The following is a 25,668-nucleotide window of genomic DNA, read 5'->3' on the forward strand; positions in this document are numbered from 1 at the left end:
TTGCCTTGATGTGCAATATTTTGACTTTCGCGCCCCTAACATGGTGAATAAGGAACAAACCAGTCCCTTCCTGTTCGAATCCAACGAAAAAAAGGGGTTATCCCAAAAGATCTTAGATCTTGGGGGAGGCCCCCTTCTTGCTGTAAGAAGACGCTCCATGTACGAATCGTTCCTCCTATCGCTGTTGCCCCCACATTTCTTGGAATGGTTCTGAGCAAGGACAAAATGTGGGGGCAAAGGCGAGCACTGACGCTTGTCCGGAATCGATTCGTCCTCTCCGCTACACCGTGCAGATTTCTTGATTTTTTAGACGCAAAGAAACCGTTCTTGGATAAAATGGAGATACGACCCAAAGGAACGGTTTCTTTTGTACATTCAATATACCATGGACCAACTCTATCTGATTAAACAGAAGCCTAGCGGTGTGGGAATAATATCCTGAGCACCGCCATGGCTTTATTTGACAAAACTTTCTGTTTATGAGAGCCATACATCAAGCAACTAAATCTATATGGGACGGCCCGTCATGTCTGCCGAGCGATATGGGTTAGCCGGCATGCTTTTTCCACTTTCTGATTTTGGTTCTGAAGCTTTTGAACGGCGCGACGGAATTGATGTGCAGCCATTTCCACATCGGCCAGTTGGCACTGGTTACCGTCCACTTGCGAACCCCTGAATGAAACAACTCTTCCTCACGCAAGCCGTTGATCCATTCACACCATTCTTTCGTCCTCTGCTTTAACAACGAACGTAATTCTTCCAAAGAATATCCATCATACGTATGATAGAATTGCTGATACAACGCCCCCAACTGATTCCACTTTAAGTCAGGGGTTGGCGTCGTAACTTCTTTACCCGCAAGTTCATCCTTCTCCCAGCTCATCACCAGCGCTAGCCATCCCAGCTGATAGGCAATCATCTCTTGGGGTGTTCTATCGACTTCGCCAATACGAAGATTCCTTTTATCCTCTGGAACGTCTTCAAATTCTTGGTCAAAGAGGCTATACGTTCGTTGAATTTCAGCGATGAAAGCTTCTTTGTTCTGGTACGTTTGCAACGGTACTCTCTCCTTCATCATTTACGGGCTTCGCTCCACAGACTTATCCAAATTATACCATGTAAAAGGGTCGTGCACGGTGATGAATATCACCAATGGGTTGTTCTTATCCCCTGGACTCAATCTCTTTCCGAAGCCTTGCGATCACATCATCCAGGGCACTCTCTCCAAGTTCGCCCTCGCCCCGTTTACGGACCGATACGCGATCGGAGTTCATTTCTTTCTCGCCAAGAACAAGCGTGTAAGGTGTTTTCAGCAGACCCGCTTCACGGATTTTATAACCCAGCTTTTCATTTCTTACATCGACGTTCACCCGTATGCCGGCATTTTCCAGACGCTTCTTCACCTTTAACGAGTAATCGATATAATGGTCGGATACCGGTATGATCATAACCTGCACGGGAGCCAGCCACATCGGGAAAGCCCCGCCGTAATGCTCTGTAAGAATCCCGATAAACCGCTCGATGGACCCAAATACCGCCCGGTGGATAACAACCGGCCGATGCTTCTGATTATCTTCTCCGATATACGAAAGATCGAATTTTTCAGGGAATTGAAAATCCAGTTGGATGGTACCGCATTGCCAGCTTCGCTTTAAGGAATCCAAGATATGAAAATCGATTTTCGGACCATAAAACGCCCCATCCCCTTCATTAATCCGGTACGGCAGCCCCAGTTGATCCAGCACCTGCTGCAGGGAGGACTCCGCCTGCTCCCACAATTCTTCAGAGCCCATGGAATCTTCCGGTCTTGTCGATAACTCGATTGTATAATCAAAGCCAAACACTTGATAAACCTGGCTGATAAAATTGATAACCTGTTTGATTTCTTCCTGGATCTGATCGGGTCTTACAAAAATGTGCGCATCATCCTGACAAAACGTGCGCACCCGCATCATGCCGTTCAGTGCGCCTGAGAATTCATGGCGGTGCACCTGACCAAATTCGGAAATGCGAATGGGCAGCTCTCGGTAGGAATGCAGCGAGTTTTTGTAGACTAACATATGCCCTGGACAATTCATCGGCTTCAGCGCATACTCCGTCTCGTCCACTTGCGTGAAATACATATTGTCTTTGTAGTGATCCCAGTGACCGGACATTTCCCACAGCCGCTTGTTCATCATCAGCGGAGTGCGCACTTCATCATAATCGCAATGGAACTGAAGTCCTCTTGCGAATGACTCCAGCTCATTGCGGATGATCATCCCGTTCGGCAAAAAGAAAGGCATGCCCGGCGCTTCCTCCGAGAACATAAAGAGCCCGAGCTCTTTTCCCAGCTTCCGATGATCCCGTTTCTTGGCCTCTTCAAGCAGCAACAGATGCTCCTCGAGCTGCGACTTCTTGGGAAACGCCGTTCCATATATTCTTTGCAGCATTTTATTGTCCGAGTTCCCCCGCCAATAAGCGCCCGCCACACTCATTAATTTAAATGCCTTGATTCTGCCCGTTGAAGGAAGATGCGGCCCCCTGCACAAATCAACGAACTCTCCCTGCTCATACACCGAAATGACCTCGTCCGCCGGCAATTCGCGGATCAGCTCCGTCTTGTACGGGTCATCTTGGAAAATACGTTCGGCCTCCTGACGACCAACCTCCTTACGAATAATCGGCAGGTCTTCCTGAACGATCTTCTGCATTTCACGCTCAATGGCAATCAAGTCTTCAGACACAATCGAATGCCCCAAATCCATATCGTAATAAAAACCATCCTCAATGACAGGTCCTACCCCCAAATGGACGGACTGGCTGCCATACGTCCGTTTAACGGCCTGGGCCATCAGATGAGCAGCGCTGTGCCGATACACGTACAGTCCATCCTCTGAATCCAGCGTGATGATGCTTACTTCCGCATCCTCACACAGCTCATGATCCAAATCCACGAGTTTCCCATTCACTTTGGCTGCAACGGCTTGTTTCTTCAGACCTGAATGAATGGATTCCGCGATTTGATTCATCGTCGTTTGTGCGGGATACTCCTTTTTACTTCCGTCTGGCAGCGTTACTACGATTGACATTGTTATCCCTCCATCAAATTTAGATTGAACGCAAAAAAGCACTCGATCCCGAAGGGACGAGTGCGTTCAGCTCGTGGTTCCACCCTAATTTGATCCAGACTTACAGCGGCTAAATCGCAGCATGCTCATCGGATCCTCATTCAGACATCCGGTAACGGGGATGATTCGGTGTTTTCTAGTACCATGTCGATTGTCGAACAACCGATCAGGGTTCAAAAACACAGCTACAAAGGGGTAATTCAAGAAGCAATCACGGAGGAAGCTTTCACCAATCACTTCCCTCTCTGGGCAGGTCGTTTCAAGAATCATGTCTTTGATCGTCGCTGATTGTAAAGTACTATAAGTCAGTTTTTTCTAATTGTCAAACATAAACTGACTGATAGATCCATGTTAATATGGATAACTTCCAGTTTCCTCTAATACATCCTATGTAAACATCTCTATCATGGTCGCTTTTCTCAATTGTTCAATGAGATTTTAATCAGATATCCAACGCCTAAACCAATCAAAACTCCTGGAAACGCGCTGCCCAGCGCTAAATCGATACCCACTCCAATGATGACGCAAGCGTAAATAATGACATCTCCCTTGTTCATTCCGTCCATCTCCTCCTGTATGTATTTATGACATAGATCGTAATTTTCTATCACAAAACACATCTTACAAGATGACGTCGCGTCGCTTTCAAGTGGTTGATTTAAAAAGGTAAAGTTCTTAGGGATCAGGGAGAGCGTATCGAAAATTCTCAAGTAATCGTCAACCCTCGAAATGGGCGGTTAAATCTCCCTTGTTTCTCCTTGAAGCCAAAACGTTTAATATCTTACCATATGACATTAACGCTGAAGGAGGGTTGTCCATGGATATGTTTATGGATTTAGGGGTCAAACTGATCATCAGCTTTTTCGGGTTATGGATCATCACATTTGTTACGGGGAGAAAAACCATCAGCCAGCTTACACCGCTTGACTTCTTGTCTTCCTTAATTCTGAGTGAAATCGTCGGGGCAAGCCTCTATGATGATAAGGTAAACCTATATCATTTGTTATTCGCTCTTGCGCTGTGGACGACGATGTCTTACCTCTTCGAGAAGGCAACCACCCACTTTGTTAAGTTCGGATATTTAACGGAAGGCCGGGCGGTGCTTCTGATCGATAACGGTAAACTCAACCAAAAATTGCTAAATAAATACGATATGGAATATAAACAGCTGTTATCCATGCTGAGACGTCAAAGAATTTTCTCGCTTACTGAAGTTAAATATGCCATTCTGGAAACGGACGGATCGCTGTCTGTCATGCGCAAACCTGAGTACGAGCCGCCTACGGCCCAGGATATGGGCATGGAAGCCAAGCCGGATAACTTTACGGTAACGGTCATCGACAAGGGAAAACTGCTCGAGGAATCGATGCTGGGCAAGCACATTGAACAGAGCGTGATCCAATCGAAAGCGCGGGAACAAGGTTATGACTCCCTGGAAGATATCGCTTACGCGGAATATGGAGATGACGGCAAGCTTTATGTTTATTCCAAGCGGGAGGTTCGGGATTGAACCTGCACGACTCCGCTAAAAAACAAAAAAAGCCTGATTTGTCAGGCTTTTTTTGTTTCGTCTCTATAAATTACAGTGCGAATTCTACGATATATTGTTTACACACCGTAACATATCCCAGGGACTGATATAAACGTACCGCGCTTAGGTTATCCTCCAGCACATTCAGATACACATGGGGAGTGACTGCACGCCCCTTACGGGTCAATTCCGCGCATACCTTTTTGCCGTACCCTTGTCTCCTCCACGCAGCATCCGTGCCGATATTCCCAAGCTCCACATAATCATCGCTATAAATATGGTATCCGCCGACAGCGATGAGCTCCTGATCCTGAACAACCCCATAGAACGGATTCTGAAGCTCTTCCCTTGCAAAAGCCATCGAATGGAACTCCGCCATTTTCGACTCGATCATATCAAAGTACGAGGGATCTAAACGAAACACTTCGTTATCCCCTAAAGGCAAATCTTCAAGATGCCGATGCTTCATGAGAAGGATGCCTGCGGGAGGTTTCATCACATCAATCTCAGGATTTAGAACCTCCCATTCATCCTCACTCACGATAAAGCTCCCTAATGCCCCATCCGGTAATTCCAGATCTTGTATCATTTGGGACAACACGGACCGAAAACGAAACGATGTCTGAAGGGGATAAACCGAAAAGGCGTAGAAAGGCAGACCTTTCAGGAAGGCCGTAACACCCAGCAGCTCTCCATGTTCTGAGAACTGTCCATAGTGAACGGTTTGATTCTTCCGGAACGTAAGGTAGGAATAATATAAGAAGTGCTGCTCTCTGTTGATCGTTTCCAAGAGACGCCCCAGTTCTTCAGGCAACAGCCTGCGAATTACCAAGTCTTCTCCCTTTCTCAAAAGAAATCCATGAGGTAGGTTTGACCAGCGGGAATCATCGTTTCCAGGTGTTTTACAGTCTTTGGATTCCCGGATAGCCGGTGAATGGCATGAAGCGCCTGTGCTCTTTTGTATCCCGTAAACAGCGCAGTCAACGTCTGAATATCGGTGGTCAGATCAGCCTGCTCCCCTTGATCGGTCGGAAGCTCCGAAAGCTCCGCTTTCCCCTCTTGATTAACGGACAACCTCCATCTGCCCGCATTCCAAGGCGCAGCGGAATCTTCCACCTCTATGGTCATAACGGCTTCCTGATCAGCCTCAAAAGCGTACTGCTCCACAAAGGATTTTAAATCTACGATGCGGGCCATGAAGTATGGAACCACTTCCTGGGTAACGCGTGGATCCGGCAGCATGAATGGCAGCTGATCATCTCCAGGTACCATCGTCATCGTAGCCTGCTCAATCCTGGAATCATGGTTTCCAAAAAAGGTCCAGAGTGCGCTTCTTGCTTCTTCATTCAGGTACACAAATTCGTCGCACACGAGATCTTTGTCTTTGAGCTCATATAATGCGTAGCCCGTCGGTTTGCCCTCCGCTGAATAATAAACAACGCTGTGATTGTCGCCCTGCAGCACGAATCTTGCCCACCATGCTTCATCCCGCACAAGCGTACCGTTATAGCGGCTGGCATAGGCTTGATACATGCCGTCGAGTGTTGGAATATCGGTTACGCCTCTTACAATGCGGCCCGGCACTTCCACCTTACGCGGGAATTTAGATACCGGAATGGTGTACTTTTTGTATTCCGCGTAAAGTTCCCAGCCAAATTTACGATAGAACGGGATCGAAAACGGATGAAGGAAGGAAAGGGTCTGGCCTTTGCTCTTCATCTCTTGCAATGCATGCTTGAGCAAGGTGGATACATGTCCCTGCCTGCGGTTCTCGGGCCATGTTGCCACACCGGCAATACCGCCCATATCGAATATGTCTCCATGCACATAAACTTGCAGCGGGATGATGGTCAGTTTCGCTTGCAGCTCTTCTCCGTCAAAAATCCCCCAGAAGCGTTCAGGTTTAAAATGCTTTTGATTGGATTCTCGCTGCTCCGGTGTTAGCTTATATTGAAAGGCATATTCGGATAATTTTGTGCTGATCTCAAACTCATCGGATCTTAATTGTCTAAGTTCCATACTTGCTTCACCTCTCCAATCTTTATATGTACTTTTGCTGCTGAATTACCGTTTATCCCGGTTCGGAATTTTATTCCAGGACATATGATCAGTATAACATTACTGCTGTCTACGCGGTACAAAACACCGTTTGTTTTCAGGAACATATCCTGCCGCATGGGACCGTAATGAGACCATAATGGGACAGAAAAAACCATAAAATTTTTCACGAACTTTTTGTAAGCTACTTGACAAAGTTAACCCCCTGAGATTATGATTAGCTCATGCAAAATAACCAACACATCCAGATAAAATAAATTTAAAATAATCAGGAGGTAACAACAATGTCCAAATTGAATATCGGTATTATTCTAGGCAGCACACGTCAAGGCCGTTTAAGCCCGCAAGTAGGTGAATGGGTTAAACGTATCGCTGATGAACGCGGAGATGCAAACTACGAAATCGTTGATATCGCTGATTACAAGCTGCCGCTTTTTGGCGAAGCTGATGCTACAGAGCAAGCTACCGCTTGGAACAATAAGCTGAACAGTCTTGACGGCTTTGTCTTCATCGTACAAGAATACAACCACAGTATTACTGGCGCTTTGAAAAATGCGCTCGATTTTGCTCGTGAGCCATGGAACAACAAAGCTGCAGGTATCGTGAGTTATGGTTCGGTTGGCGGCGCTCGTGCTGCCGAACATCTGCGTGGAATTCTGGGCGAATTGTCCGTAGCGGATGTTCGTGTACACCCCGCACTTTCGTTATTCACTGATTTCGAGAATGGCTCTGTGTTCAAACCGGCTGATCTGCATCTCGTCAACCTGAATGGCATGCTTGACCAAGTGCTTGCATGGAGCGGAGCTTTGAAAACACTGCGCTAATCTCTAATTCAAGGACTGCCCCCCTTCATCTTCTGATGAGGCGAGGGCAGTCCTTTTAATTTTTCTGCATCCGTTTTTCTGCATCCATTTTTCTGCATCCATAAGTATATCTGCATCGTCGATCTTCACCATCATTCCTATACCGAAACCCCGTTCCTACTCCACGTCAATATGGAATATTTCCTGCAATCCCTTCTTGCCTTCGGGTGTGATTTTTATCGCTCTTGTGCTTGGAACGCGTTGTATCCAATGTAACTCGAGTAATCTTTCTAGCAGGGCATGTCCTAATGCTCCGGCCAGGTGATGCCGTCTTTCACTCCAATCCATGCATCGATGTGTGAAAGAGCGGCGTTTGCGCTTAACACGACTCAGATCGACCTGAAATGCCTTGAAAAAGTCCTCTCCTTTTTCTGTAACCGTATATTGATCTTCCTCTTCGGATAGGACACCGGCGCTGAGCAATGAATTTGTCAATTGGATTCCCAATTTCCCCGCCAGATGATCGTAGCATGTCCTTGCCTGACGTAAGGCTTCATTCTCCGCAGCCTGGTTTAATGATCTTATTTCGACAGGAGGCGATATCGATAGAAGTGTCTCCATGATCTGGGCAACCTCCTGATTCTGTATCCCGTAATAACGATGTCTTCCCTGTTGTTCGACAGTGACCAGATTCGCCGTCACCATTTTCGATAAATGGAAGCTGGCCGTTTGCGGTTTGATTTTTGCCATGTACGCCAGCTCGCTTGCCGGATGATATCGCCCATCCAATAAGACGGTTAAAATAGCCGCTCTAGAAGCATCGCTAACGAGTGAGGCTACTTGTGCTATGTTCGAATTCGCATTCATCTCTATCCCTCCTGATGTAATCCATATTTCGATGAGCATCGAACCTTTTCTATTTTACAATGGTTTGGGATAGAACAGTTAATGGGAGGAACATTTTATGAAGGAAATGAAAGGCATGATCAACACGGATATCATTAAACCGAAAATTCTATATTATGGAACCCCGGTTATTTTACTCAATACGCTAAATGAAGATAATACCGTAAATATTAGTCCCATATCCTCTTCGTGGGCGCTGGGAGATTACATTATTTTAGGAATCGGACTCGGGGGTAAAGCGATAGAGAACTTGGAAAGGCATCCGGAATGTGTCATCAACCTTCCTGACCCTTCCTTATGGGAAAATGTTGAACAATTAGCCCCTCATACAGGAAAATATCCGGTTCCTGATGGTAAGGCAAAGAACGGTTTTACATATGAAAAAGATAAATACGCGATTAGCGGTTTAACTCCTGCGGATTCTGTCACGGTAAAGCCAACTCGTATCATGGAGTGTCCGATACAGATTGAAGCCAGGGTCAATCACATTCGGTTTCCTGACTATTCTTCCATGTTTGCCATTGTCGAAACAGAGGCTGTACACGTGCATGCCCATCACGACATCGTCTTGAATGAACATCACATTGATGCAGCCAAATGGAGCCCGATAATATATAATTTCCGGCATTATTATGGCCTTGGCAACTCGTTAGGCAAAACATTCCGAGCCGAAACATAAGCGAGAATGATGAAGAATGAGAGAGAGGCCCGCAGCATATGCGGGCCTCTTCTATATTTACACTCGTTGTTAAGGCTGAACCGGAATGGTCATTTCCAGATCCTTCAGATAGGTTTTATCTCCTAAGCTATCCTTGTCTTGTCCAATAACACTCCAATCCTTGTTGTTTACGGTCAGGGTAAACGGCTTAATCGTTATGGATTTCGGAGTTCCGTTTACAGGGCTGAACAGTTGATCGACATGATATTCGGTCTTAGGCTTGCTGTGAAAGTAATCAAACTTCCGCGGAGTCAGCACATTTCCTTGATCATCCACCAGCTCATAATAGACCATGCTCGCGCTATAATCGCAGTGATAGGCCATTTTATACAACCAGGCAGAGAAAGACACTTGTCTCTTGTACTGATGAATATGTTCATAGGCACGAATAAAAATTTCTTGTACCGCATCTTCAGTCTCCGCATGATTTTTCAGAATATAGTAGCAGTACGTGTACATCTGCCGCTCAAACTGGAGAATGATCGCTCGGTATGCGTGTTTATCTCCTGATTTACCTTGTTCTACAACCGCTTCAATGGCTTCTCTTTTTCCTTCCGCTTCCCCGGGGATGGTTGGCTGCAAGCGAGCTCACCTCCTTCTTTGTTTACCTATAGAACAATCCCAACAAGCGATTTTGTGACACCCATTATTTTATGTAGTGAATGATCATGAACGAAACTCCTGCCGTGTGATAGAGTCTGGATGCCGGGTATAAGCCTCATTTAGCGTCCTTATCGCAGCTACAGCTTGGGATAACTCTTAACATAATTCAAGAATCGCTTCGTAGCCGGAGATATCTCCCGCATGGAGTTTACGGCAATGCCGAGCGATCTGAAGCTCTTCTCCTTCAATTCGATCAGCCGTATATTCCGCTGCTGCCCTCGCAGCACAAGTTCAGGAAGAATGCTGATGCCGAGGCCCTTCTCCACCATGGCCATAATGGCATAATCATCACCAAGTGTATATTTGATATCCGGCTTGATCCGGGCCTTCTCCAGCATCCGGTTCACATCATAATCGGAACCTTGGCTGGGCATAATAAACGGTTCATTCTCAATCTGGGTCAATGTAATAGATTCCTCAGAACTAAGCGGATGTTCCATTGGCAGCAATACAAGCATCGGGTCTTGATGCAGGGGAATCGCATCGAATGTATCCGACGTTGGAAGTGACAGGAACCCGCAATCAATCTTGCCCTCCGCGATCCAATCCTCGATTTCCCTGTAATCTCCTTCGACCAAACGAATCTCGATATGGGGATAATCCCGCTGGAAATCCTGAATAATTCCCGGCAGCCAGTGAACACCGACACTGGTGAAGGTACCGATGTGAATGGTTCCCAGCTCGATTCCATGAATGGAAGCCACCTGTTGTTCCAAATGTTCGTTCCATTTCAATATTTCCCGTATCGTCTTCAGAATCTCTTCGCCATTGGTTGTCAGCTTCGCTCCTGAACGGTTCCGGATCAGCAACGAGAAACCAAACTCATCTTCCAGGCTGCTGATCATATGGCTGACACCGGACTGCGTAAATCCCATCACTTCGGCGGCTTGGGTCAAGCTTCCGAGCTCGACGACCTTTAATAGAACTTTGAATTTATTAATACTCAAGGGAATTCCTCCTGATCATTTATACATGAATTTTACTCATATTTATCATTAGAAACATTCGTTTTACTTGTCTATTGTACGTGAGTATACTGATTCTGTTCAATCACTTGAAGGAGGAAATAGAACTTGAAACCGCTGAAGGCCGATCTTATGATTTTGTTCATTACCATTTGTTGGGGCTCGTCCTATCTTTTTATGAAAATGGGACTGGATTCGCTAGGAGAGTTTAATTTGATAGCCCTACGCTTTGGATTGGCCTTTATACTTGCAGGTGTTATCTTTTTCCCCCGCTTGCGCCAGGTTAACGTAAAGACGATTCGGTATGCCATGCTCCTTGGCTTTATATTATTTATCATGTTCACTGCACTTACCTTCGGTCTGAAGACCACGACAACATCCAATGCCGGATTTCTGGTCAGTCTAACGGTAGTGTTTGTCCCCTTATTACATACGTTTCTATTTAAGAAAAAAATAGAGAACAAAGTGGTTGTCAGTATTGTGCTAGCCTTAACCGGCATCGCGCTGTTAACCATCCAGCTTCCTTTCACATTTAAGATGGGTGATCTGTTCTGCATAGCTGCGGCATTATGTTATGCGCTTCATATCAATTTGGTAAGCACTGCCGCGCAGAAGGTCGATACGCTAAGCCTTGGCATCCTGCAGCTTGGATTCACCGGATTGTATGCGTTCATCTCGTCTCTGCTCTTTGAAGCTCCAGTATGGCCAAGCACGACCAACTCGTGGATTGCCGTCCTTGTTCTTAGCGTTGTATGCACCGCGGTCGGGTTCATCTTTCAGACGATTGCCCAAAAATATACGACGGCTGCCCGGACGGGACTTGTATTTTCCCTGGAGCCTGTATTCGCGGCGCTGGTCGGATTCTGGTTTGCTCACGAGATCCTGAATTCCAATCAATATTTGGGTGCTGCTCTAGTGTTTCTTAGCGTTGTTATATCGAGCGTTAATGTAAACGTGAGGAGACGCTCTACCATCAAGAATAGCCCCGTTCCAATGGAGTCGTATTCTGCTGAATTCAAGTAAAAAAAGCTTGACTAATCCCCAAAAAATATATATCTTTATATCACGGCTTAACTGATAACGAAATCAGTTATGCAGGAACGTGATTAAAGGGGAGTAGCTGACACAACAAAGTCGTCATTCCGGGAAATTTCCCCGGCTTTGTTGGCAACGATACGTTGTTTGCGAGACCTTTACCACACACTCTGTGGTGAAGGTCTCTTTTTGATTATGAGGGGCCTTCACCTGCCGGTGGAGGTCCTTTTCTTTTGTACCTTCAATTAAACAACTGGGAGGAATGGGTATGGAGCTTTTATTGGAGTATGGGTGGGTACTGTTGGTGCTCATCGCACTGGAAGGGTTGCTCGCAGCAGATAATGCGCTGGTCCTTGCCATTATGGTAAAGCATTTACCTGAGGAGCAGCGTAAAAAGGCTTTATTTTACGGATTGCTCGGAGCGTTTGTATTCCGCATCGGATCGCTGTTCTTAATCTCGTTCTTGGTTGACGTATGGCAGGTGCAAGCCATTGGCGCACTCTATCTTCTCTACATTTCGATCAATCACACATTGAAACACGTGATCAAAGGCAAGAAACCGACGGAAGACGCCAAGCCTCTACCAGACAAACCCAAGAAGCAATCCGGCTTCTGGATGACCGTCTTCAAAGTCGAAGTTGCAGACATCGCGTTTGCGGTAGACTCGATACTTGCAGCCGTAGCACTGGCTGTAGCACTGCCTCCAAGCGGTCTGGCGAACATCGGCGGCCTGGACGGAGGTCAATTCATCGTCATCTTCCTGGGAGGATTCATCGGTCTGATCATCATGCGGTTTGCGGCATCCTACTTCGTGAAGCTGCTGCAGCAGCGCCCCGGACTTGAAGTGGCGGCATTCCTCATTGTCGGTTGGGTAGGGGTCAAACTTGCAGTCATCACCCTTGCGCATCCCGATGTTGCCCTTATCGACCATCACTTCCCTGAGAGCTCGATCTGGAAGGCATCCTTCTATATTGTTCTCGTGCTGATTGCCGTTATCGGATGGTTTAGTTCTTCGAAGGAGAAAGTACAAGACGAGGACAACGCAATCAAGGAAGTGGAAGACCAGCAGCCTGGAAAAACGCTTCAAGGTTAAATTCCGTTTTTCGATTGGAATAGGACAACGTAACAAACGCAATCAATAAATCGATCCAACAATAGGAAAAGGCGATTTGCTGACGGTGCATAAACCGTTCACAAATCGCCTTTCTTCCTGCTTATATGGTTAATTGCATATTGTATAAATTCGCATACGCGCCTTGACGGGCAATTAATTCATCATGCGTGCCCTGTTCCTCAATTCCGTCCTCGGATAACACGACGATTCGCTGCGCATTCCGTACCGTTGTCAGGCGATGCGCGATGACAAGCGTTGTGCGATTATTGCTCAACCGTTCCAGCGAATCCTGGACGGCTCTCTCGCTTTCATTATCCAGGGAGCTGGTCGCTTCATCAAATATAAGGATCGGCGGATTCTTCAGGAACACACGTGCAATGCTGAGCCGCTGCTTCTGTCCTCCGGACAACTTGACGCCGCGCTGCCCGATATCCGTATCATAACCTTCCGGCAGTCCCATGATGAAATCATGGGCATTTGCTCTTTTCGCAGCTTCGATGATTTCTTCCTCGCTGGCCTCCATTTTGCCATACCGGATGTTATCGAAGACGGTTCCTGCAAACAAATATACATCTTGCTGAACAATCCCAATATGCCTTCTTAACGAGTGCTGGGTGATATCCCTGATATCGCGTCCATCCAGCATAATGCGTCCTTCACTTACTTCATAGAAACGTGGAATCAACGAACACAAAGTCGTCTTGCCTACGCCGGAGGGACCTACCAATGCCACATACTCGCCTGGCTTGATATCCAGCGATACCTGTTTCAGCACGTATCCGTAGTTATCTTTATATCTGAAGCTGACGTTCTGAAATGTGATATTCCCCTGAACCTGCGTGATCACCGCAGCATTAACGGAATCCTCGATATCCGGCTCTACCTCCAGAATCTCCATGAACCGGTCGAATCCCGTAATGCCCTCCTGATACAGCCTGGCGAAATTAACCAGTCTCTGGATCGGTTCGATCAGAATGCCGATGCACAAGAAAAAGGTCAACAAATCCGCCAGTTCCAGCGAGGCATCCACGATTGCCGCTCCGCCAAACACAATGACCGCTATGGTAATGAGTTGGGTAAACCCGACCAACCCTTCGTGAAAGTAGGTTTCATTCTTATACCCTTCCCTTCTGCTGTCAACGAACCGCCCATTAGCATAAGCGAACTTTTTCCTCTCCACATATTCATTCGTAAACGACTTCACCACGCGGATACCCGATAGAGAGTCCTCCACCTGGGCGTTGATATCCCCGATCCGATCCTTGCTAACCCGCAGCGCCACATTCATCTTCTTATTAAAATAAAAAGCAAACACGGCCATGACCGGCAGAAAGAGAAACACGATCAAGGTAAGCTTCACGTCAATGTACATTAAGATGATGAATGCCCCCAGGAACTTCAGAACGGAAATGACGATATCTTCGGGTCCATGGTGATACAATTCGGTTAGCGACAGAATGTCATTGGTGGTGCGGGTCATGAGCTGCCCTGTCTTGTTCTCATCATAGAAACCAAAAGACAGCTTCTGAAAATGGTCAAACAGCTCCCGTCTCATGTCACTCTCCATATAAGCTCCCATCATATGCCCTTTATAGGAGATGAACATATCGCAGAAAGTATGAATGAGGACCATGGCCAGCATGACAGCACCCACTGCATAGATTTGATTCAGCGGATTCGGGGAATTCCCTTCCAACACATTGATGGTGATATACCTTATACACAGCGGAAGCATCAGTGTAATTGCCGAAACAACAAAAGCACATGCCAAGTCTGCAAATAATAACCCCAGATACGGTTTATAATAGGACAAAAATTTCTTGGTTCGTGAATTCAAATATATCTCCTCCATAATGTCGGAGGGTTACATGTTCATATCCCTCCAAACTTGATTCATGATGTAATCCATCGTTTTTCTCATCCCAAACACCCTTCCTTTTACTTGATGATTCCATCATACCCAAAAACGGTACCACCCCGGAGTGTAACAATCATTTATAATCAAAAAATCCCCGAAGGGCATAAAAAAAGCAAGCATGGATCATAACCAAGCTTGCCTTTCGCATATTCATGTTTAACGATTCCAGCGTTCGTTAAGCAGCTCACCATTGATGGCCGCCGCTGCCATTGCTCCCATCGAAGCGGCGGCAATGGCCTGATACATTTCCGTGGCTGCATCACCGGCACTATAGACGCCTGACACACTCGTTTTACCGAAGGCATCAATGACCACGCTTCCGGCTTCATTGATTTGACAGCCGATCGCGGCCGGCAATTCTGAGCCGGAGACCAGCTTCGGCGCGAAGAAGATGCCCGTGCAAGGAATGACCTCTCCATCCTCCAGCACGACTTGCTGTACCATCCCTTCGTTCGACTCAATGCGATGAATCGGGGAGCTGAATACGGGGATGTTACGCTCCTCCAATTCTTGGCGCTGTTCATCCGTCAGTTCATCCGGTCCATGGGTACAGATCGTATAATGATCAGTCCATCCTGCAATGACTTTGGCAAAGTGCGCTGCACCCGCACCCTTGGCAATCACGACAAGCGGCTGATCCCGCAGTTCCCATCCATCGCAATATGGGCAGACAAAGGCACTTTTTCCATATACGTCTGCCAATCCGTTAATATCCAATGGGCTATCTTTCTTCCCGACGGCAAAGAGGAGCTTTTTACCGCGATATACCGTCCCTTGTCCTGTTGTAATTTGAAAATCACCATCAACACCTGAGACCGAAGCGGCAGTATCCTCTACGAAACGGACAGAAGGATACGCGCTAATCTGCTCCCTTGCGATGCGGCGAAATTCCGATGGGCTGACACCGTCTCGGGTAAGAAAACCATGAGTCTCGCGGGTAACTCTATTACGCGGCTTCCCTTCATCGATCAACACCACATCTTTTCTCGCTCTCCCCAATACCAACGCAGCATTCAAGCCTGCCGGCCCCCCGCCAATAATAAGGACATCATGCATTTGTTCACTCATTTATACCAACACCTTTCCGGATCTTTAATATCCATAATAAGAACACAAGAAGACATGACTTCTTGTTTATTTCTCCATGCCCAAGGAAGATTGCCATGGACAAATATTATTATAGATTTATGATATCCATTATAGACAAGTAATATCTATAATGCAATCCAATTTCTTTATTTTGATTTATGCATGGAAAAAAAAATCAGCCATTCGTAACCTGTACGGTTTCCGCAATTAAACGCTGTAAATCATGCATTCGATTGGGCGTGGCCAAGCTGGAATGGGTTGACATATCGCACAAGGCAACGAGATCCTCAAGCTTGGATAGGATTTTCCAGTGATCATGCAGAACCGATCCTTCCTCACGATATGCATGAATAAAGTTCTTTTCAAATACAGATCCATTGCGTTCGTATCGAAGCATATTGGCTATATCTACGTATCGGTTCCATGAAAAAGCGTCCTCCCAGTCAAGCACTGCCGAAACCGCACATCCACCAGCATCATTCCGCATTAATATATTTAAGCCGTTATAGTCCGAGTGAACAAGCACGGGCGTATCTTCTAGCTCCGAAAATAAATGACTGCACGTTCGACTGAAGGACCATACCGATTGAGCCAGCTCTTCCCCGAGCCATTGGCCGCATGGATCCTGAAAGAGGCTTTGTTCAATAAATGCGAGAAACCGTTCCCCGTCCATCCTCATCGGATCCTGGACTTTCATGTCCCCATTGAAGAATCCGGAATCCGTAAATGTGTGCTTGTGTATGTTGGCGAGAATGCGTCCAGCGGAGGCTGCAGCGGCAATGAGATCCTGCTCGCTTCCGTTGCGCATCACATCACGAAGAAGATCGCCTTCCTTCCACTCCATTACCGCCCATGGCTTATCAAATACGCTGCAGCTCATATCGGCATAGATATAATCAGCAACAGGAACGGTTTGGTTTACCTTTCGAATGATTGCCAGTTCTTTGTCGGCAACTTCCCGACCCTTCCTGAATAAGCGCAGCACGTAAGGCTCTGTACTGTCTTCCAGACGAATTTTGTAGTTGGTATTGCTAAGTCCGGTACCAATCCGTTCAGCGGCTGTTACTTTTTTACCGGGGAATACGGGCGCTATCATATCATGAATTTGTGTGATGTCTAATTGCATCGGGGGAACTGAGCGTTCCCATCCCTCTTTCATCTTGAAGCCCTCCTATAATGAAAAATTTAAAGTGATTGAGTAGTAATGCCGTTACCTCTATTTATAGTTTACATATTCTAATGTGATATATGAATCATCTTTACAGAAAAGGAGAGTGATGTAATGGCAGCTAGCTTTAACAACAGTTCAAAACCGCAAGGCGTATCCGTTATTACCTGTACCAATCGCCCCAATTATATTAAAAACTTGTTTCATAATTTCACTAGACAATCCCACCCCAAAAAAGAGCTCATTATCGTTATCAACGATAGTTCAATCGCCCTCTCTCCTTACCAACAAATGGCCAAAAAGCATCGAAACATACAAATTTACCGCATGCCAGAACATGTCACTCTCGGCGCGTGTCTAAATTACGCCGTAAGCAAAACGAAATACGGCATCATTGCCAAATTCGATGACGACGACTATTACGCCCCCCATTATTTGTCGGACAGCCTGAAGTCATTAAGAAGATCGAACGCCGATATTATAGGGAAACGCGCACATTATATGTATTTACAAGGCTCCAAAACTCTTATTCTACGTTTTCCTAACGATGAAAACCGCCCCGTAACCAGATTGCCTGGTGCTACGATCATGTTTAAAAAGAACCTCCATAACAAAGTGCGATTTCCAAATCAAAACGTCGGTGAGGACGATCTTTTTTGCATGAGAAGCAAGAGTAAGGGCTACAGGATCTATTCCGGTGATAAGTATAATTTTGCAGCAATACGAAGGAAAAATTCATCAAGCCATACGTGGGTGATCAGCGATAAAGAACTTACCGACAAGCACCCTAAAGTTCCGAATGTAAAAGACTACAAAACATTCGTTCAGAGGAAATTCGGAGGCGATCGAACTTGACGAGAACGTCATTATCTCCCTCACAGCCTGCCGTTTCGATCATCACCTGTACCAAAAGACCGGAATGCCTGCACAATCTGTTAGAAAATTACGCCAGACAGCATTACAGGCTCAAAGAGTTAATCATCATATTAAATCATGACAGCCTGGGACTATCGGAAGTTCAACTGGCAGCCAAGCTATATCGTAACGTGAGAATATATAAGAAGCCTACTGAACTATCACTCGGCAGCTGCCTCAATTTTGGTGTAAAGGTCGCTAGGCACAGCATCATTGCTAAATTTGATGACGATGATTATTACGCTCCCGATTATCTGAAGGATAGCGTCCGCCTCATGATCAAGACTCGTGCTGATATTGTAGGAAAAAGAGCACATTTCATGCAGCTTGCCGGTCAAAAGGATCTTCTGTACCGTTACCCCAACATGGCCAATCGATGGGTTCCCCTTGTTCAGGGGGCGACCCTTCTGGTTAAACGGCACGTATTCAATCAGGTAGCATTTCCGAACCAAAATCGCAGCGAATGCGTCAAATTTTGTGCTGATTGTATAACTCGTAACTTTAGAATATACTCTGGTAGTCCCTACCATTTCATAGCGAACCGAAGACGGAACTCCAAGAATCACACCTGGATCATAAGTGACAAGGACCTATTAACTCGACACGTCAAAAAGCTGAAAGTAGACAACGCTAAGAAATTCGTGAGCAGAGGCTAAGCGCAGCATCCATATTTAACATACGAGCTGAAGAATGGTGACTCGAGCCTTCCCAAAGAAACGGAGAGCTCGAGTCATTCATATAAACCGAGAGCCATCTCGGAAATAAGCAGCACGCTCCCCGGCGGTACATATCAAATATTAGGAATCACCGCTGCACCTGCTTGGTCATCCCCGATCACAAAATCGTTGCTGTTCGGATGTATAACCAGGCGGAGCCTAACCCGCCGGGCTATGACTATCTGGAGGATATCCGGTCGTTTGGCGATCAGGTTCTGGCGTGTAGTCTTTTGACATAATGGTTAAACTTGGTTTGTTCAAATCGGATGAGAACGGGTATTTAAGATGTATTGTGTTGGACGCACGTTTTCATTTCTAATCATGAATAACCAGGAGGCAATCACTATGGAAAATATTAAACCGATGCCCAAGGAAGAGGGGCTGGATCACAGCTTGAATGTGCTGCGCGAAGGTTATTTGTTCATTACCAACAGAACCATCGGCTTTCAATCTGATCTGTTCGAGACGCGTCTATTGGGGGAACGTGCCATCTGCATGCGTGGAGAAGAAGCGGCCAGACTATTTTATGATCAGGAGAAGTTTGTTCGTAGCGGTGCAGCGCCGAAACGCGTGCTGAAAACCCTGTTTGGTGAAGACGGAGTCCAGACGCTGGATGGCGAAGAGCATCATCATCGCAAAGCGATGTTTATGTCGATGATGTCCAGGGAAGCTCTTGGCAGCATGAGAGAAATCACCCGTAAACATTGGGAACTGGCTGTAAATCGATGGGAATCCGGGGATAAAGTCGAGATCTATAAAGAAGCTCAGGAAATTCTGTGCCGAGTGGCCTGTGAATGGGCGGCTGTGCCGCTTCCCGAAGCGAAAGTGAAAGAGAAAACGGGCTGGCTTGCTGACATGATTGAGGCTACGGCAGCCTTTGGAATCAAGCACAGGAAAGGAAAAAATGCCCGGGCTAAAGCGGAAAAATGGATACAAGAGCTCGTAGTTGACGTGCGCAGTGGAGTATTCGACCCCAAGCAGGGCAGCGCCCTGCATACAATATCCTGGCACCGCAATCTTAGGGGCGAGCTCCTGGATAAGAAAACCGCAGCGGTAGAGATCCTGAACATTCTCCGCCCCATCGTAGCGGTTGCCATTTACGTGTGCTTTACTGCTTTAGCTGTCATTCAGCAGCCCGAAGAGCGTGAAAAATTGATGATGTCCGACGAGAAGCAGCTCAAGAATTTTGTCCAGGAAGTCCGGCGGTTCTACCCCTTCTTCCCCTTTGCGCCTGCGCGTGCACGGAAGGATTTCACCTGGAACGGATATGCATTTGATAAAGGCGTGCTCACGATCCTCGACTTATACGGAACGAATCATCATCCCCGTCTGTGGGATCAGCCGGCGCTGTTCAAGCCGGATCGTTTCGACGATTGGAACGGGAGCCCCTTTAGCTTCATCCCTCAAGGAGGCGGAGATCATCATACGGGACATCGCTGTGCCGGGGAGTGGATTACGCTCGAGATCATGAAGGTGAGTCTGGATTTTCTCGCGAACAAGATGAGTTATGAAGTGCCTGTACAGGACGTAAGCTTCAGCTTTCACGATATGCCGTCCCTTCCTCACAGTCGTATCATTATCCGGAAAGTCAAAGCGCTGTATTAAAACAGCAAGGTTATGCGGTAGTCAGGCGGCAAGTGATTCACCACGCCTGACCCGGCTGCCGCAGCTTTTATAACGCAGTGGTATATATCCTCTCTATCAAATTTTCACAAACCTCTTCCCTCGCTCAATGATTCCCAAGCTCTCTTGTCAAATTTAAGCTTGTACACCTTGCCCCCTGCATGTCACAATAAACTAGAGACTGTCAGCATGACGTATTTTGAATGGGAGGACCGCAATCATGAAAACGATGAAACTAGGAAGCAGTTCACTGGAAGTACCTGTTGTAGCCGTTGGTTGCATGCGCATAAATTCGCTGGAAAAAGCGGAAGCCGAGCGTTTCGTGCAATCCGCACTGGAGGAAGGAGCCAACTTCTTCGATCATGCCGACATATATGGCGGCGGAGCTTGCGAGGAGATTTTTGCAGATGCGATACATATGAATGCAGAAGTCCGCGAGAAGATCATTCTTCAATCCAAATGCGGTATCCGTCAGGGCATGTTCGATTTTTCCAAAGAGCATATCTTGAATTCCGTTGATGGCATCCTAAAAAGACTCAAAACCGAGTATCTCGATGTACTCCTTCTGCACCGTCCGGATGCGTTAGTTGAGCCTGAAGAGGTGGCTGAAGCATTCGATAAACTCGAAAGCTCCGGTAAAGTGCGTCATTTCGGCGTATCCAACCAGAATCCGATGCAGATCCAGCTGCTGAAAAAAGCAGTGAAGCAGCCGCTCGTGGCCAATCAGCTGCAGCTCAGCATTACAAACACCACCATGATACAAAGCGGGATCAACGTCAATATGGAGAATGACGCCGCAGTTAACCGCGATGGCAGCGTACTCGATTTCTGCCGACTTCACGACATTACGATTCAGCCTTGGTCTCCTTTCCAATACGGGTTCTTTGAAGGCGTATTCCTTGGGAGCGACAAGTTCCCTGAGCTTAATCAGAAGATCGATGAAATTGCGGAAAAATACAACGTAACCAATACTACGATTGCCATCGCATGGCTTCTTCGTCACCCTGCACATATGCAGCCGATCATCGGGACGATGAATATCAGTCGTTTGCAGGACTGTATTAAAGCCGGCGAAGTAACGCTCACCCGCGAAGAATGGTATGCCATTTACCGTGCGGCAGGCAACATCCTGCCTTAAAGGCCATTACAAAACAGCCTCCTGTCGACTACGACAGGAGGCTGTTTCATTATAATGCCGCGTTGTTTGAGGATGAAGCAGGTTTGCGCTTGTTCACCACGCTTAGACAAACGGGGATCATCACCAGTGACAGTAAACCTCCTGCGATGGAAAGCGTACCGTAACTGGTATTGGCAACCACCATACCGGATAAAGCGCCGCCCGATGCTCCCGCCAAAGCAATCAAGACATCCACTGTTCCCTGCGTTCTGGCGCGGGCGGATGGATGGGTTGCATCGATGATGAGGGCCGTTCCACTGATAAACCCAAGGTTCCAACCCAGCCCCAGCAGAGCCAGCGCCGTTATGATCAGCGGCATGGATTCGGCGGGAGCTACAGCGGCAAGAATCCCGGAGCTCAAGAGCACGACGCCCGAAGCGATTGACATGCTGATGCGGCCGATTCTATCCACGAGAAAACCTGTGATTAACGAAGGCAGGTACATCGCTCCGATATGAATGCCAATCACCAAACCTACCGCTCCTAGATCATGTCCGTGATGTTTCATATGGACAGGCGTCATGGTCATGATTGAGACCATGACCACCTGAGTCAATATCATCACGCAGGCTCCAACCATAACCCCCCGTTTGTTTCGTTTTGATCCGTTCACCGTGCCGGCAGAAGAATCACCGGAAATTTTCATTTTTGCTTCCTCAATGGCTTGGGCTATCGCATAAGGATCCGGACGCAGGAATAATAGCAGGATCAGGCCTGCAAGAATAAAAGCCACGGCCGCCAAAATAAACGGTCCGGCCAATGCAGGAATCCCGAAGGATTCGGCAACGTTCCCCATAACCCCCACCAGATTCGGGCCCGCAACGGCACCGAAGGTGGTAGAAACCATCGCCATGCTGACCGCTCCTGCACGCTGTGAAGGTTTAGCCAAATCCGTACCTGCATAACGAGCTTGCATATTCGTAGCGGTACCTGCACCGTAAATCAACAACGAAGCGAACAACAGATAAATATTGTGATAAACGGCAGCCAATATGACTCCGATCGCGGCAATTCCACCCGCCAGGAATCCGGCAGCCAAACCCGGCCCTCTTCCATAGCGCTGGGTAAGCCGGCCAATATACCAGGCACCCAGTGCGGAACCGACCGTGATAAGAGCAACAGGGATTCCTGCATAGCTGTCCGTTTTGAGCATATCCTGTGCCAGTAGCGCACCGACCGTCAATCCTGCGGCCAGACCAGCCCCACCGAATATTTGCGAGAGGATCACAACGATGAGGGTCTTCTTATACAGCTGGTTCTGCAAATCGGGCGAATCGATGTAAGATTGAATATGGGATTGCCGCTTCGTGTTGGTTTCAGCAATATCCTGATCATGGGACATGGACATTCTCCTTTCATGTGCTACTAAACAGAATACCATAAACCTTCCTACGGTAAGAGGAAAATTTCATTTGTCTGGCCATATAGAATCTGCCAACCAACTTGCAATCTGCCGTGCGTTAACCGAAACATGAACGTCTCATCCTCAGAACTTCGCAATACTCTGGCCCGTCTTTCTCCCCGTGAACAGGCAGCCTCCCAGAAACGTTCCCTCCAATGCGCGGTATCCGTGAACGCCTCCCCCTCCGAATCCCGCGGCTTCTCCAACCGCGTAGAGTCCGGGAACCGGCTCGCCGTTTGCATTCAGTACCCGCCCTGATAGATCCGTCTGCAATCCGCCCAGCGTTTTCCGGCTAAGAATATGTAAGCGTACCGCGATCAACGGACCCTGGGCCGGATCAAGAAATTTATGCGGTTTGGCTACGCGTACCAGACGATCGCCGATGTAATTCCTAGCACCCCGAAGCGCCGTAATCTGCAGATCCTTGGTGAATGCATGGTCCATCTCGCGGTCTCTCGCGGCCAGCTGACGCTCCATGTCCTCCCGCTTGATCAGATCGCTGCCTGTCAGTTTATTCATGCCGTCCACTAGCTCAGACAGTGAATCGGCAACTACAAAATCCTCCCCATGATCCAGGAATGCCTGCACCGGCCCCGGGATGCCCGATCCTGCTCTACCCAACACTTTGCGGATGCTCTTTCCGGTCAAATCCGGGTTTTGCTCTGATCCGGACAAAGCGAATTCCTTCTCTATCACTTTTCTGGTGAGAATGAACCAGGAATAATCAAAGCCTGTATCCTGAATGACTTTCAAGGTTCCCAGCGTATCGAAGCCCGGAAAATTCGGGGCAGAGAGCCTTTGCCCCTTGGCATCAAGCCAAACAGAAGAAGGACCCGGCAGTATCCGGATTCCGTGCTTTGACCAGACCGGACTCCAATTCTTAATCCCTTCCGTGTAGTGCCACATCCGATCCCTGTTGACGACTCGCCCGCCTGCTTGCTCCGTAATTGCCAGCATCCGCCCATCCACATGCTCGGGAACGCCAGAGAGCATCGCTTGTGGAGGCTTACCGAGACGAGATGGCCAATGCTGCCGGATCAGCTCGTGGTTGGCGCCGATGCCTCCGCTGGAGATAACAACGGCCTCTGCCATAAATTCATAGTCGCCAACCACCTCTCGGGAGCTTGCTTCACCGCGACAAGCCAAACTCGGAACAAGGACTGAACCCCTTACGCCTGTCACGGCACCATCCCGTGTGATAAGTTCATCCACTTGGTGACGAGGGCGATAATCAACCATGCCTGAACGTATGGCGTCTCTGACCCTGGACTCGAATGGTTGTACGACTGCAGGTCCTGTACCCCACACAATATGAAAGCGCGGCACGGAATTGCCATGCCCCTCCGCGAGATATCCGCAGCGTTCCGCCCAGCCTACAATGGGGAAGAAACGAACCCCTAACGAATGAAGCCATGCCCGCTTCTCGCCAGCCGCAAAGTCAACGTAAGCCTCAGCCCATAGTCGTCCCCATCGATCCTCGTCAGCTTCCCGATCGAAACCAGCGGCTCCAAGCCAGTCCTGCCACGCCAATTCACGGGAATCCTTGATGCCCAGTCTTCGCTGCTCCGGCGAATCAACAAGGAATAACCCGCCAAAAGACCACCATGCCTGCCCGCCCAGCGAGCTTTCCGGTTCTTGATCAAGCAGCAGCACTCGCTTGCCAGCCTCGGCCATTTCTGCGGTTGCCACTAGACCGGATAACCCTGCTCCCACCACGATTACGTCATATTTCATACATGCCACCCCCGCGCAGATATATAAACAAGCAGAACCTGCAACACGCTGGTAATATCACGTCTGATTGTTTAAACATGATTCTCCAAAATGAAAGCGTTTCCCACCTTCTGCAAATTGGAATCGTGTAAAACACATGCCGCTTTCATATAGTGTATGCCTTCCCTGTGCTGCAAACCTGTTTCACACCAAAAAAAAGTGAACCCCACGTGAATAAGGGTTCACTCCTATTGTCAGCGTATATATACGTTTCGTTCCTTTTATCCTGTCCGTTCCTCCGCCTCCGCAGCCAGTTTCAGGAGCTGATCCCTCACTCGCACAACTTCACCGATGATCAGAAGCGCCGGATTCTTCACATTCATAAGAAGAGCAATCTTGTGGATGGTTCCGAGCGTTCCCGTTATGGTTCGCTCCTCTGCCCGAGTCCCTTGTTCAACGATAGCTACGGGAGTCGACGACGGCTTGCCATGAGCGAGCATCTCCTTGCAGATATCGTTCATTCTGCTAACGCCCATGTATACCACAAGCGTATCCACACTGTGAGTCAGCAAGTCCCACCTGACGCCCCGCTCATTTCCATGGCAGCTCGTTCCGCTGACAAAAGCTACCGAAGTACTGGCTCCACGGTGGGTCAGAGGTATCCTTGTGGAGGAGGCTGCGCCCAAAGCCGAGGTAATGCCGGGCACGATCTCGAAGGGAATGCCTCGTGCAGCCAATTCGCATGCCTCTTCGCCGCCTCGTCCGAAGATCAGCGGATCACCTCCCTTGAGCCGGACGACATCATGACCTGCAAGGGCAAAGTCTATCATGTTCTCGTTAATCCTCTCCTGCGGAACGGAATGGCTGCCGGGTGCCTTACCGCAGTATACGAGCAAAGCATCCTTCTTCGCGTAACTCAACAGCTCATCGTTCACCAGTCGATCATACATAATGACGTCCGCTTCCTGAATACGCCGGAGGGCTTTCAGTGTGATCAGCTCCGGATCTCCCGGACCTGCGCCAACAATATACACCATGCCCGCC

The 25,668-nt window shown here is 47.8% G+C and carries 23 protein-coding genes; 9 read left to right on the plus strand and 14 right to left on the minus strand.

All coding sequences use genetic code 11. The features are described from left to right. Positions 1 to 547: 547 nt before the first annotated feature. The 3 genes from ACQKPA_RS07765 to ACQKPA_RS07775 form a co-directional block, all read right to left on the minus strand. The gene (locus tag ACQKPA_RS07765) at positions 548 to 1,078 is read right to left on the minus strand and encodes a ClbS/DfsB family four-helix bundle protein (RefSeq protein WP_427490981.1); all 531 of its coding nucleotides are present in this window, start codon (positions 1,076 to 1,078) and stop codon (positions 548 to 550) included. Between the two features lie 85 nt (positions 1,079 to 1,163). After that, complete coding sequence (gene thrS, locus ACQKPA_RS07770; protein ID WP_427490983.1) at positions 1,164 to 3,071, minus strand: threonine--tRNA ligase; 1,908 nt, start codon at positions 3,069 to 3,071, stop codon at positions 1,164 to 1,166. Between the two features lie 458 nt (positions 3,072 to 3,529). Further along, entirely contained in the window at positions 3,530 to 3,667 is a 138-nt protein-coding gene (locus tag ACQKPA_RS07775; RefSeq protein ID WP_427490985.1) for a hypothetical protein, read from the minus strand. A gap of 260 nt (positions 3,668 to 3,927) precedes the next feature. Between ACQKPA_RS07775 and ACQKPA_RS07780 the strand changes: the two genes are divergently transcribed. Beyond that, positions 3,928 to 4,620, plus strand: coding sequence for a DUF421 domain-containing protein (locus ACQKPA_RS07780; protein WP_427490987.1), 693 nt, complete (start codon positions 3,928 to 3,930; stop codon positions 4,618 to 4,620). 70 nt (positions 4,621 to 4,690) lie between these two features. Here ACQKPA_RS07780 and ACQKPA_RS07785 read toward each other — a convergent pair whose 3' ends face one another. Further along, positions 4,691 to 5,473 carry a GNAT family N-acetyltransferase gene (locus tag ACQKPA_RS07785; RefSeq protein ID WP_427490989.1) on the minus strand — a complete coding sequence of 261 codons (783 nt, stop codon included), beginning with the start codon at positions 5,471 to 5,473 and terminating at the stop codon, positions 4,691 to 4,693. 14 nt (positions 5,474 to 5,487) lie between these two features. Further along, positions 5,488 to 6,660: a GNAT family N-acetyltransferase gene (locus ACQKPA_RS07790; RefSeq protein WP_427490991.1), complete on the minus strand. Its 1,173-nt coding sequence runs from the start codon at positions 6,658 to 6,660 to the stop codon at positions 5,488 to 5,490. A gap of 323 nt (positions 6,661 to 6,983) precedes the next feature. On the opposite strand from ACQKPA_RS07790, the gene ACQKPA_RS07795 reads away from it, so the two are divergent. Next, the gene (locus ACQKPA_RS07795) at positions 6,984 to 7,523 is read left to right on the plus strand and encodes an NADPH-dependent FMN reductase (protein WP_427490993.1); all 540 of its coding nucleotides are present in this window, start codon (positions 6,984 to 6,986) and stop codon (positions 7,521 to 7,523) included. 156 nt (positions 7,524 to 7,679) lie between these two features. On the opposite strand, the gene ACQKPA_RS07800 is transcribed toward ACQKPA_RS07795, so the two are convergent. Next, positions 7,680 to 8,369 (minus strand): ArsR/SmtB family transcription factor, encoded by a 690-nt coding sequence (locus ACQKPA_RS07800; RefSeq protein ID WP_427490995.1) that lies wholly within the window; start codon positions 8,367 to 8,369, stop codon positions 7,680 to 7,682. Between the two features lie 97 nt (positions 8,370 to 8,466). Here ACQKPA_RS07800 and ACQKPA_RS07805 point away from each other — a divergent pair, with 97 nt between their 5' ends. Further along, positions 8,467 to 9,087, plus strand: a complete 621-nt coding sequence (locus tag ACQKPA_RS07805) for a flavin reductase family protein (protein WP_427490997.1) — start codon at positions 8,467 to 8,469, stop codon at positions 9,085 to 9,087. Positions 9,088 to 9,156: 69 nt separating this feature from the next. On the opposite strand, the gene ACQKPA_RS07810 is transcribed toward ACQKPA_RS07805, so the two are convergent. Next, on the minus strand, positions 9,157 to 9,708 hold the full coding sequence (locus ACQKPA_RS07810; RefSeq protein WP_427490999.1) for a sigma factor: 552 nt from the start codon (positions 9,706 to 9,708) through the stop codon (positions 9,157 to 9,159). Between the two features lie 158 nt (positions 9,709 to 9,866). Beyond that, positions 9,867 to 10,736, minus strand: a complete 870-nt coding sequence (locus tag ACQKPA_RS07815) for a LysR family transcriptional regulator (protein ID WP_427491001.1) — start codon at positions 10,734 to 10,736, stop codon at positions 9,867 to 9,869. Positions 10,737 to 10,862: 126 nt separating this feature from the next. Between ACQKPA_RS07815 and ACQKPA_RS07820 the strand changes: the two genes are divergently transcribed. Both ACQKPA_RS07820 and ACQKPA_RS07825 read left to right on the plus strand, forming a co-directional pair. Beyond that, positions 10,863 to 11,777, plus strand: coding sequence for a DMT family transporter (locus ACQKPA_RS07820; protein WP_427491002.1), 915 nt, complete (start codon positions 10,863 to 10,865; stop codon positions 11,775 to 11,777). A 274-nt stretch (positions 11,778 to 12,051) separates the two neighbouring features. Further along, the gene (locus ACQKPA_RS07825) at positions 12,052 to 12,882 is read left to right on the plus strand and encodes a TerC family protein (RefSeq protein ID WP_426202926.1); all 831 of its coding nucleotides are present in this window, start codon (positions 12,052 to 12,054) and stop codon (positions 12,880 to 12,882) included. A gap of 121 nt (positions 12,883 to 13,003) precedes the next feature. Here ACQKPA_RS07825 and ACQKPA_RS07830 read toward each other — a convergent pair whose 3' ends face one another. The 3 genes from ACQKPA_RS07830 to ACQKPA_RS07840 form a co-directional block, all read right to left on the minus strand. Further along, positions 13,004 to 14,740 (minus strand): ABC transporter ATP-binding protein, encoded by a 1,737-nt coding sequence (locus ACQKPA_RS07830; protein ID WP_427491005.1) that lies wholly within the window; start codon positions 14,738 to 14,740, stop codon positions 13,004 to 13,006. 237 nt (positions 14,741 to 14,977) lie between these two features. Then, on the minus strand, positions 14,978 to 15,889 hold the full coding sequence (locus tag ACQKPA_RS07835; protein ID WP_427491007.1) for an NAD(P)/FAD-dependent oxidoreductase: 912 nt from the start codon (positions 15,887 to 15,889) through the stop codon (positions 14,978 to 14,980). 196 nt (positions 15,890 to 16,085) lie between these two features. Next, on the minus strand, positions 16,086 to 17,069 hold the full coding sequence (locus tag ACQKPA_RS07840) for a phosphotransferase family protein (RefSeq protein WP_427491009.1): 984 nt from the start codon (positions 17,067 to 17,069) through the stop codon (positions 16,086 to 16,088). 123 nt (positions 17,070 to 17,192) lie between these two features. Here ACQKPA_RS07840 and ACQKPA_RS07845 point away from each other — a divergent pair, with 123 nt between their 5' ends. From ACQKPA_RS07845 to ACQKPA_RS07860, 4 genes are all read left to right on the plus strand, one after another. Next, on the plus strand, positions 17,193 to 17,933 hold the full coding sequence (locus ACQKPA_RS07845; protein ID WP_427491011.1) for a glycosyltransferase: 741 nt from the start codon (positions 17,193 to 17,195) through the stop codon (positions 17,931 to 17,933). After that, on the plus strand, positions 17,930 to 18,649 hold the full coding sequence (locus ACQKPA_RS07850) for a glycosyltransferase (protein ID WP_427491013.1): 720 nt from the start codon (positions 17,930 to 17,932) through the stop codon (positions 18,647 to 18,649). The genes ACQKPA_RS07845 and ACQKPA_RS07850 overlap by 4 nt, the downstream gene beginning before the upstream one ends. Positions 18,650 to 19,054: 405 nt before the next feature. Beyond that, positions 19,055 to 20,314 (plus strand): cytochrome P450, encoded by a 1,260-nt coding sequence (locus ACQKPA_RS07855; RefSeq protein WP_427491015.1) that lies wholly within the window; start codon positions 19,055 to 19,057, stop codon positions 20,312 to 20,314. A 238-nt stretch (positions 20,315 to 20,552) separates the two neighbouring features. Further along, positions 20,553 to 21,470: an aldo/keto reductase gene (locus tag ACQKPA_RS07860; RefSeq protein WP_427491017.1), complete on the plus strand. Its 918-nt coding sequence runs from the start codon at positions 20,553 to 20,555 to the stop codon at positions 21,468 to 21,470. A gap of 49 nt (positions 21,471 to 21,519) precedes the next feature. Here ACQKPA_RS07860 and ACQKPA_RS07865 read toward each other — a convergent pair whose 3' ends face one another. From ACQKPA_RS07865 to cobA, 3 genes are all read right to left on the minus strand, one after another. Continuing rightward, positions 21,520 to 22,851 (minus strand): MFS transporter, encoded by a 1,332-nt coding sequence (locus tag ACQKPA_RS07865; RefSeq protein ID WP_427491018.1) that lies wholly within the window; start codon positions 22,849 to 22,851, stop codon positions 21,520 to 21,522. Positions 22,852 to 22,995: 144 nt separating this feature from the next. Further along, entirely contained in the window at positions 22,996 to 24,645 is a 1,650-nt protein-coding gene (locus ACQKPA_RS07870) for an FAD-binding dehydrogenase (protein WP_427491020.1), read from the minus strand. Positions 24,646 to 24,905: 260 nt separating this feature from the next. Next, the gene (gene cobA / locus ACQKPA_RS07875; RefSeq protein WP_427491022.1) at positions 24,906 to 25,661 is read right to left on the minus strand and encodes a uroporphyrinogen-III C-methyltransferase; all 756 of its coding nucleotides are present in this window, start codon (positions 25,659 to 25,661) and stop codon (positions 24,906 to 24,908) included. Positions 25,662 to 25,668 lie beyond the last annotated feature (7 nt).

Origin of the sequence: Paenibacillus sp. NPDC093718 (assembly GCF_050279985.1) — a bacterium.
In the GTDB taxonomy this organism is placed as follows: Bacteria; Bacillota; Bacilli; order Paenibacillales; family Paenibacillaceae; genus Paenibacillus_AQ.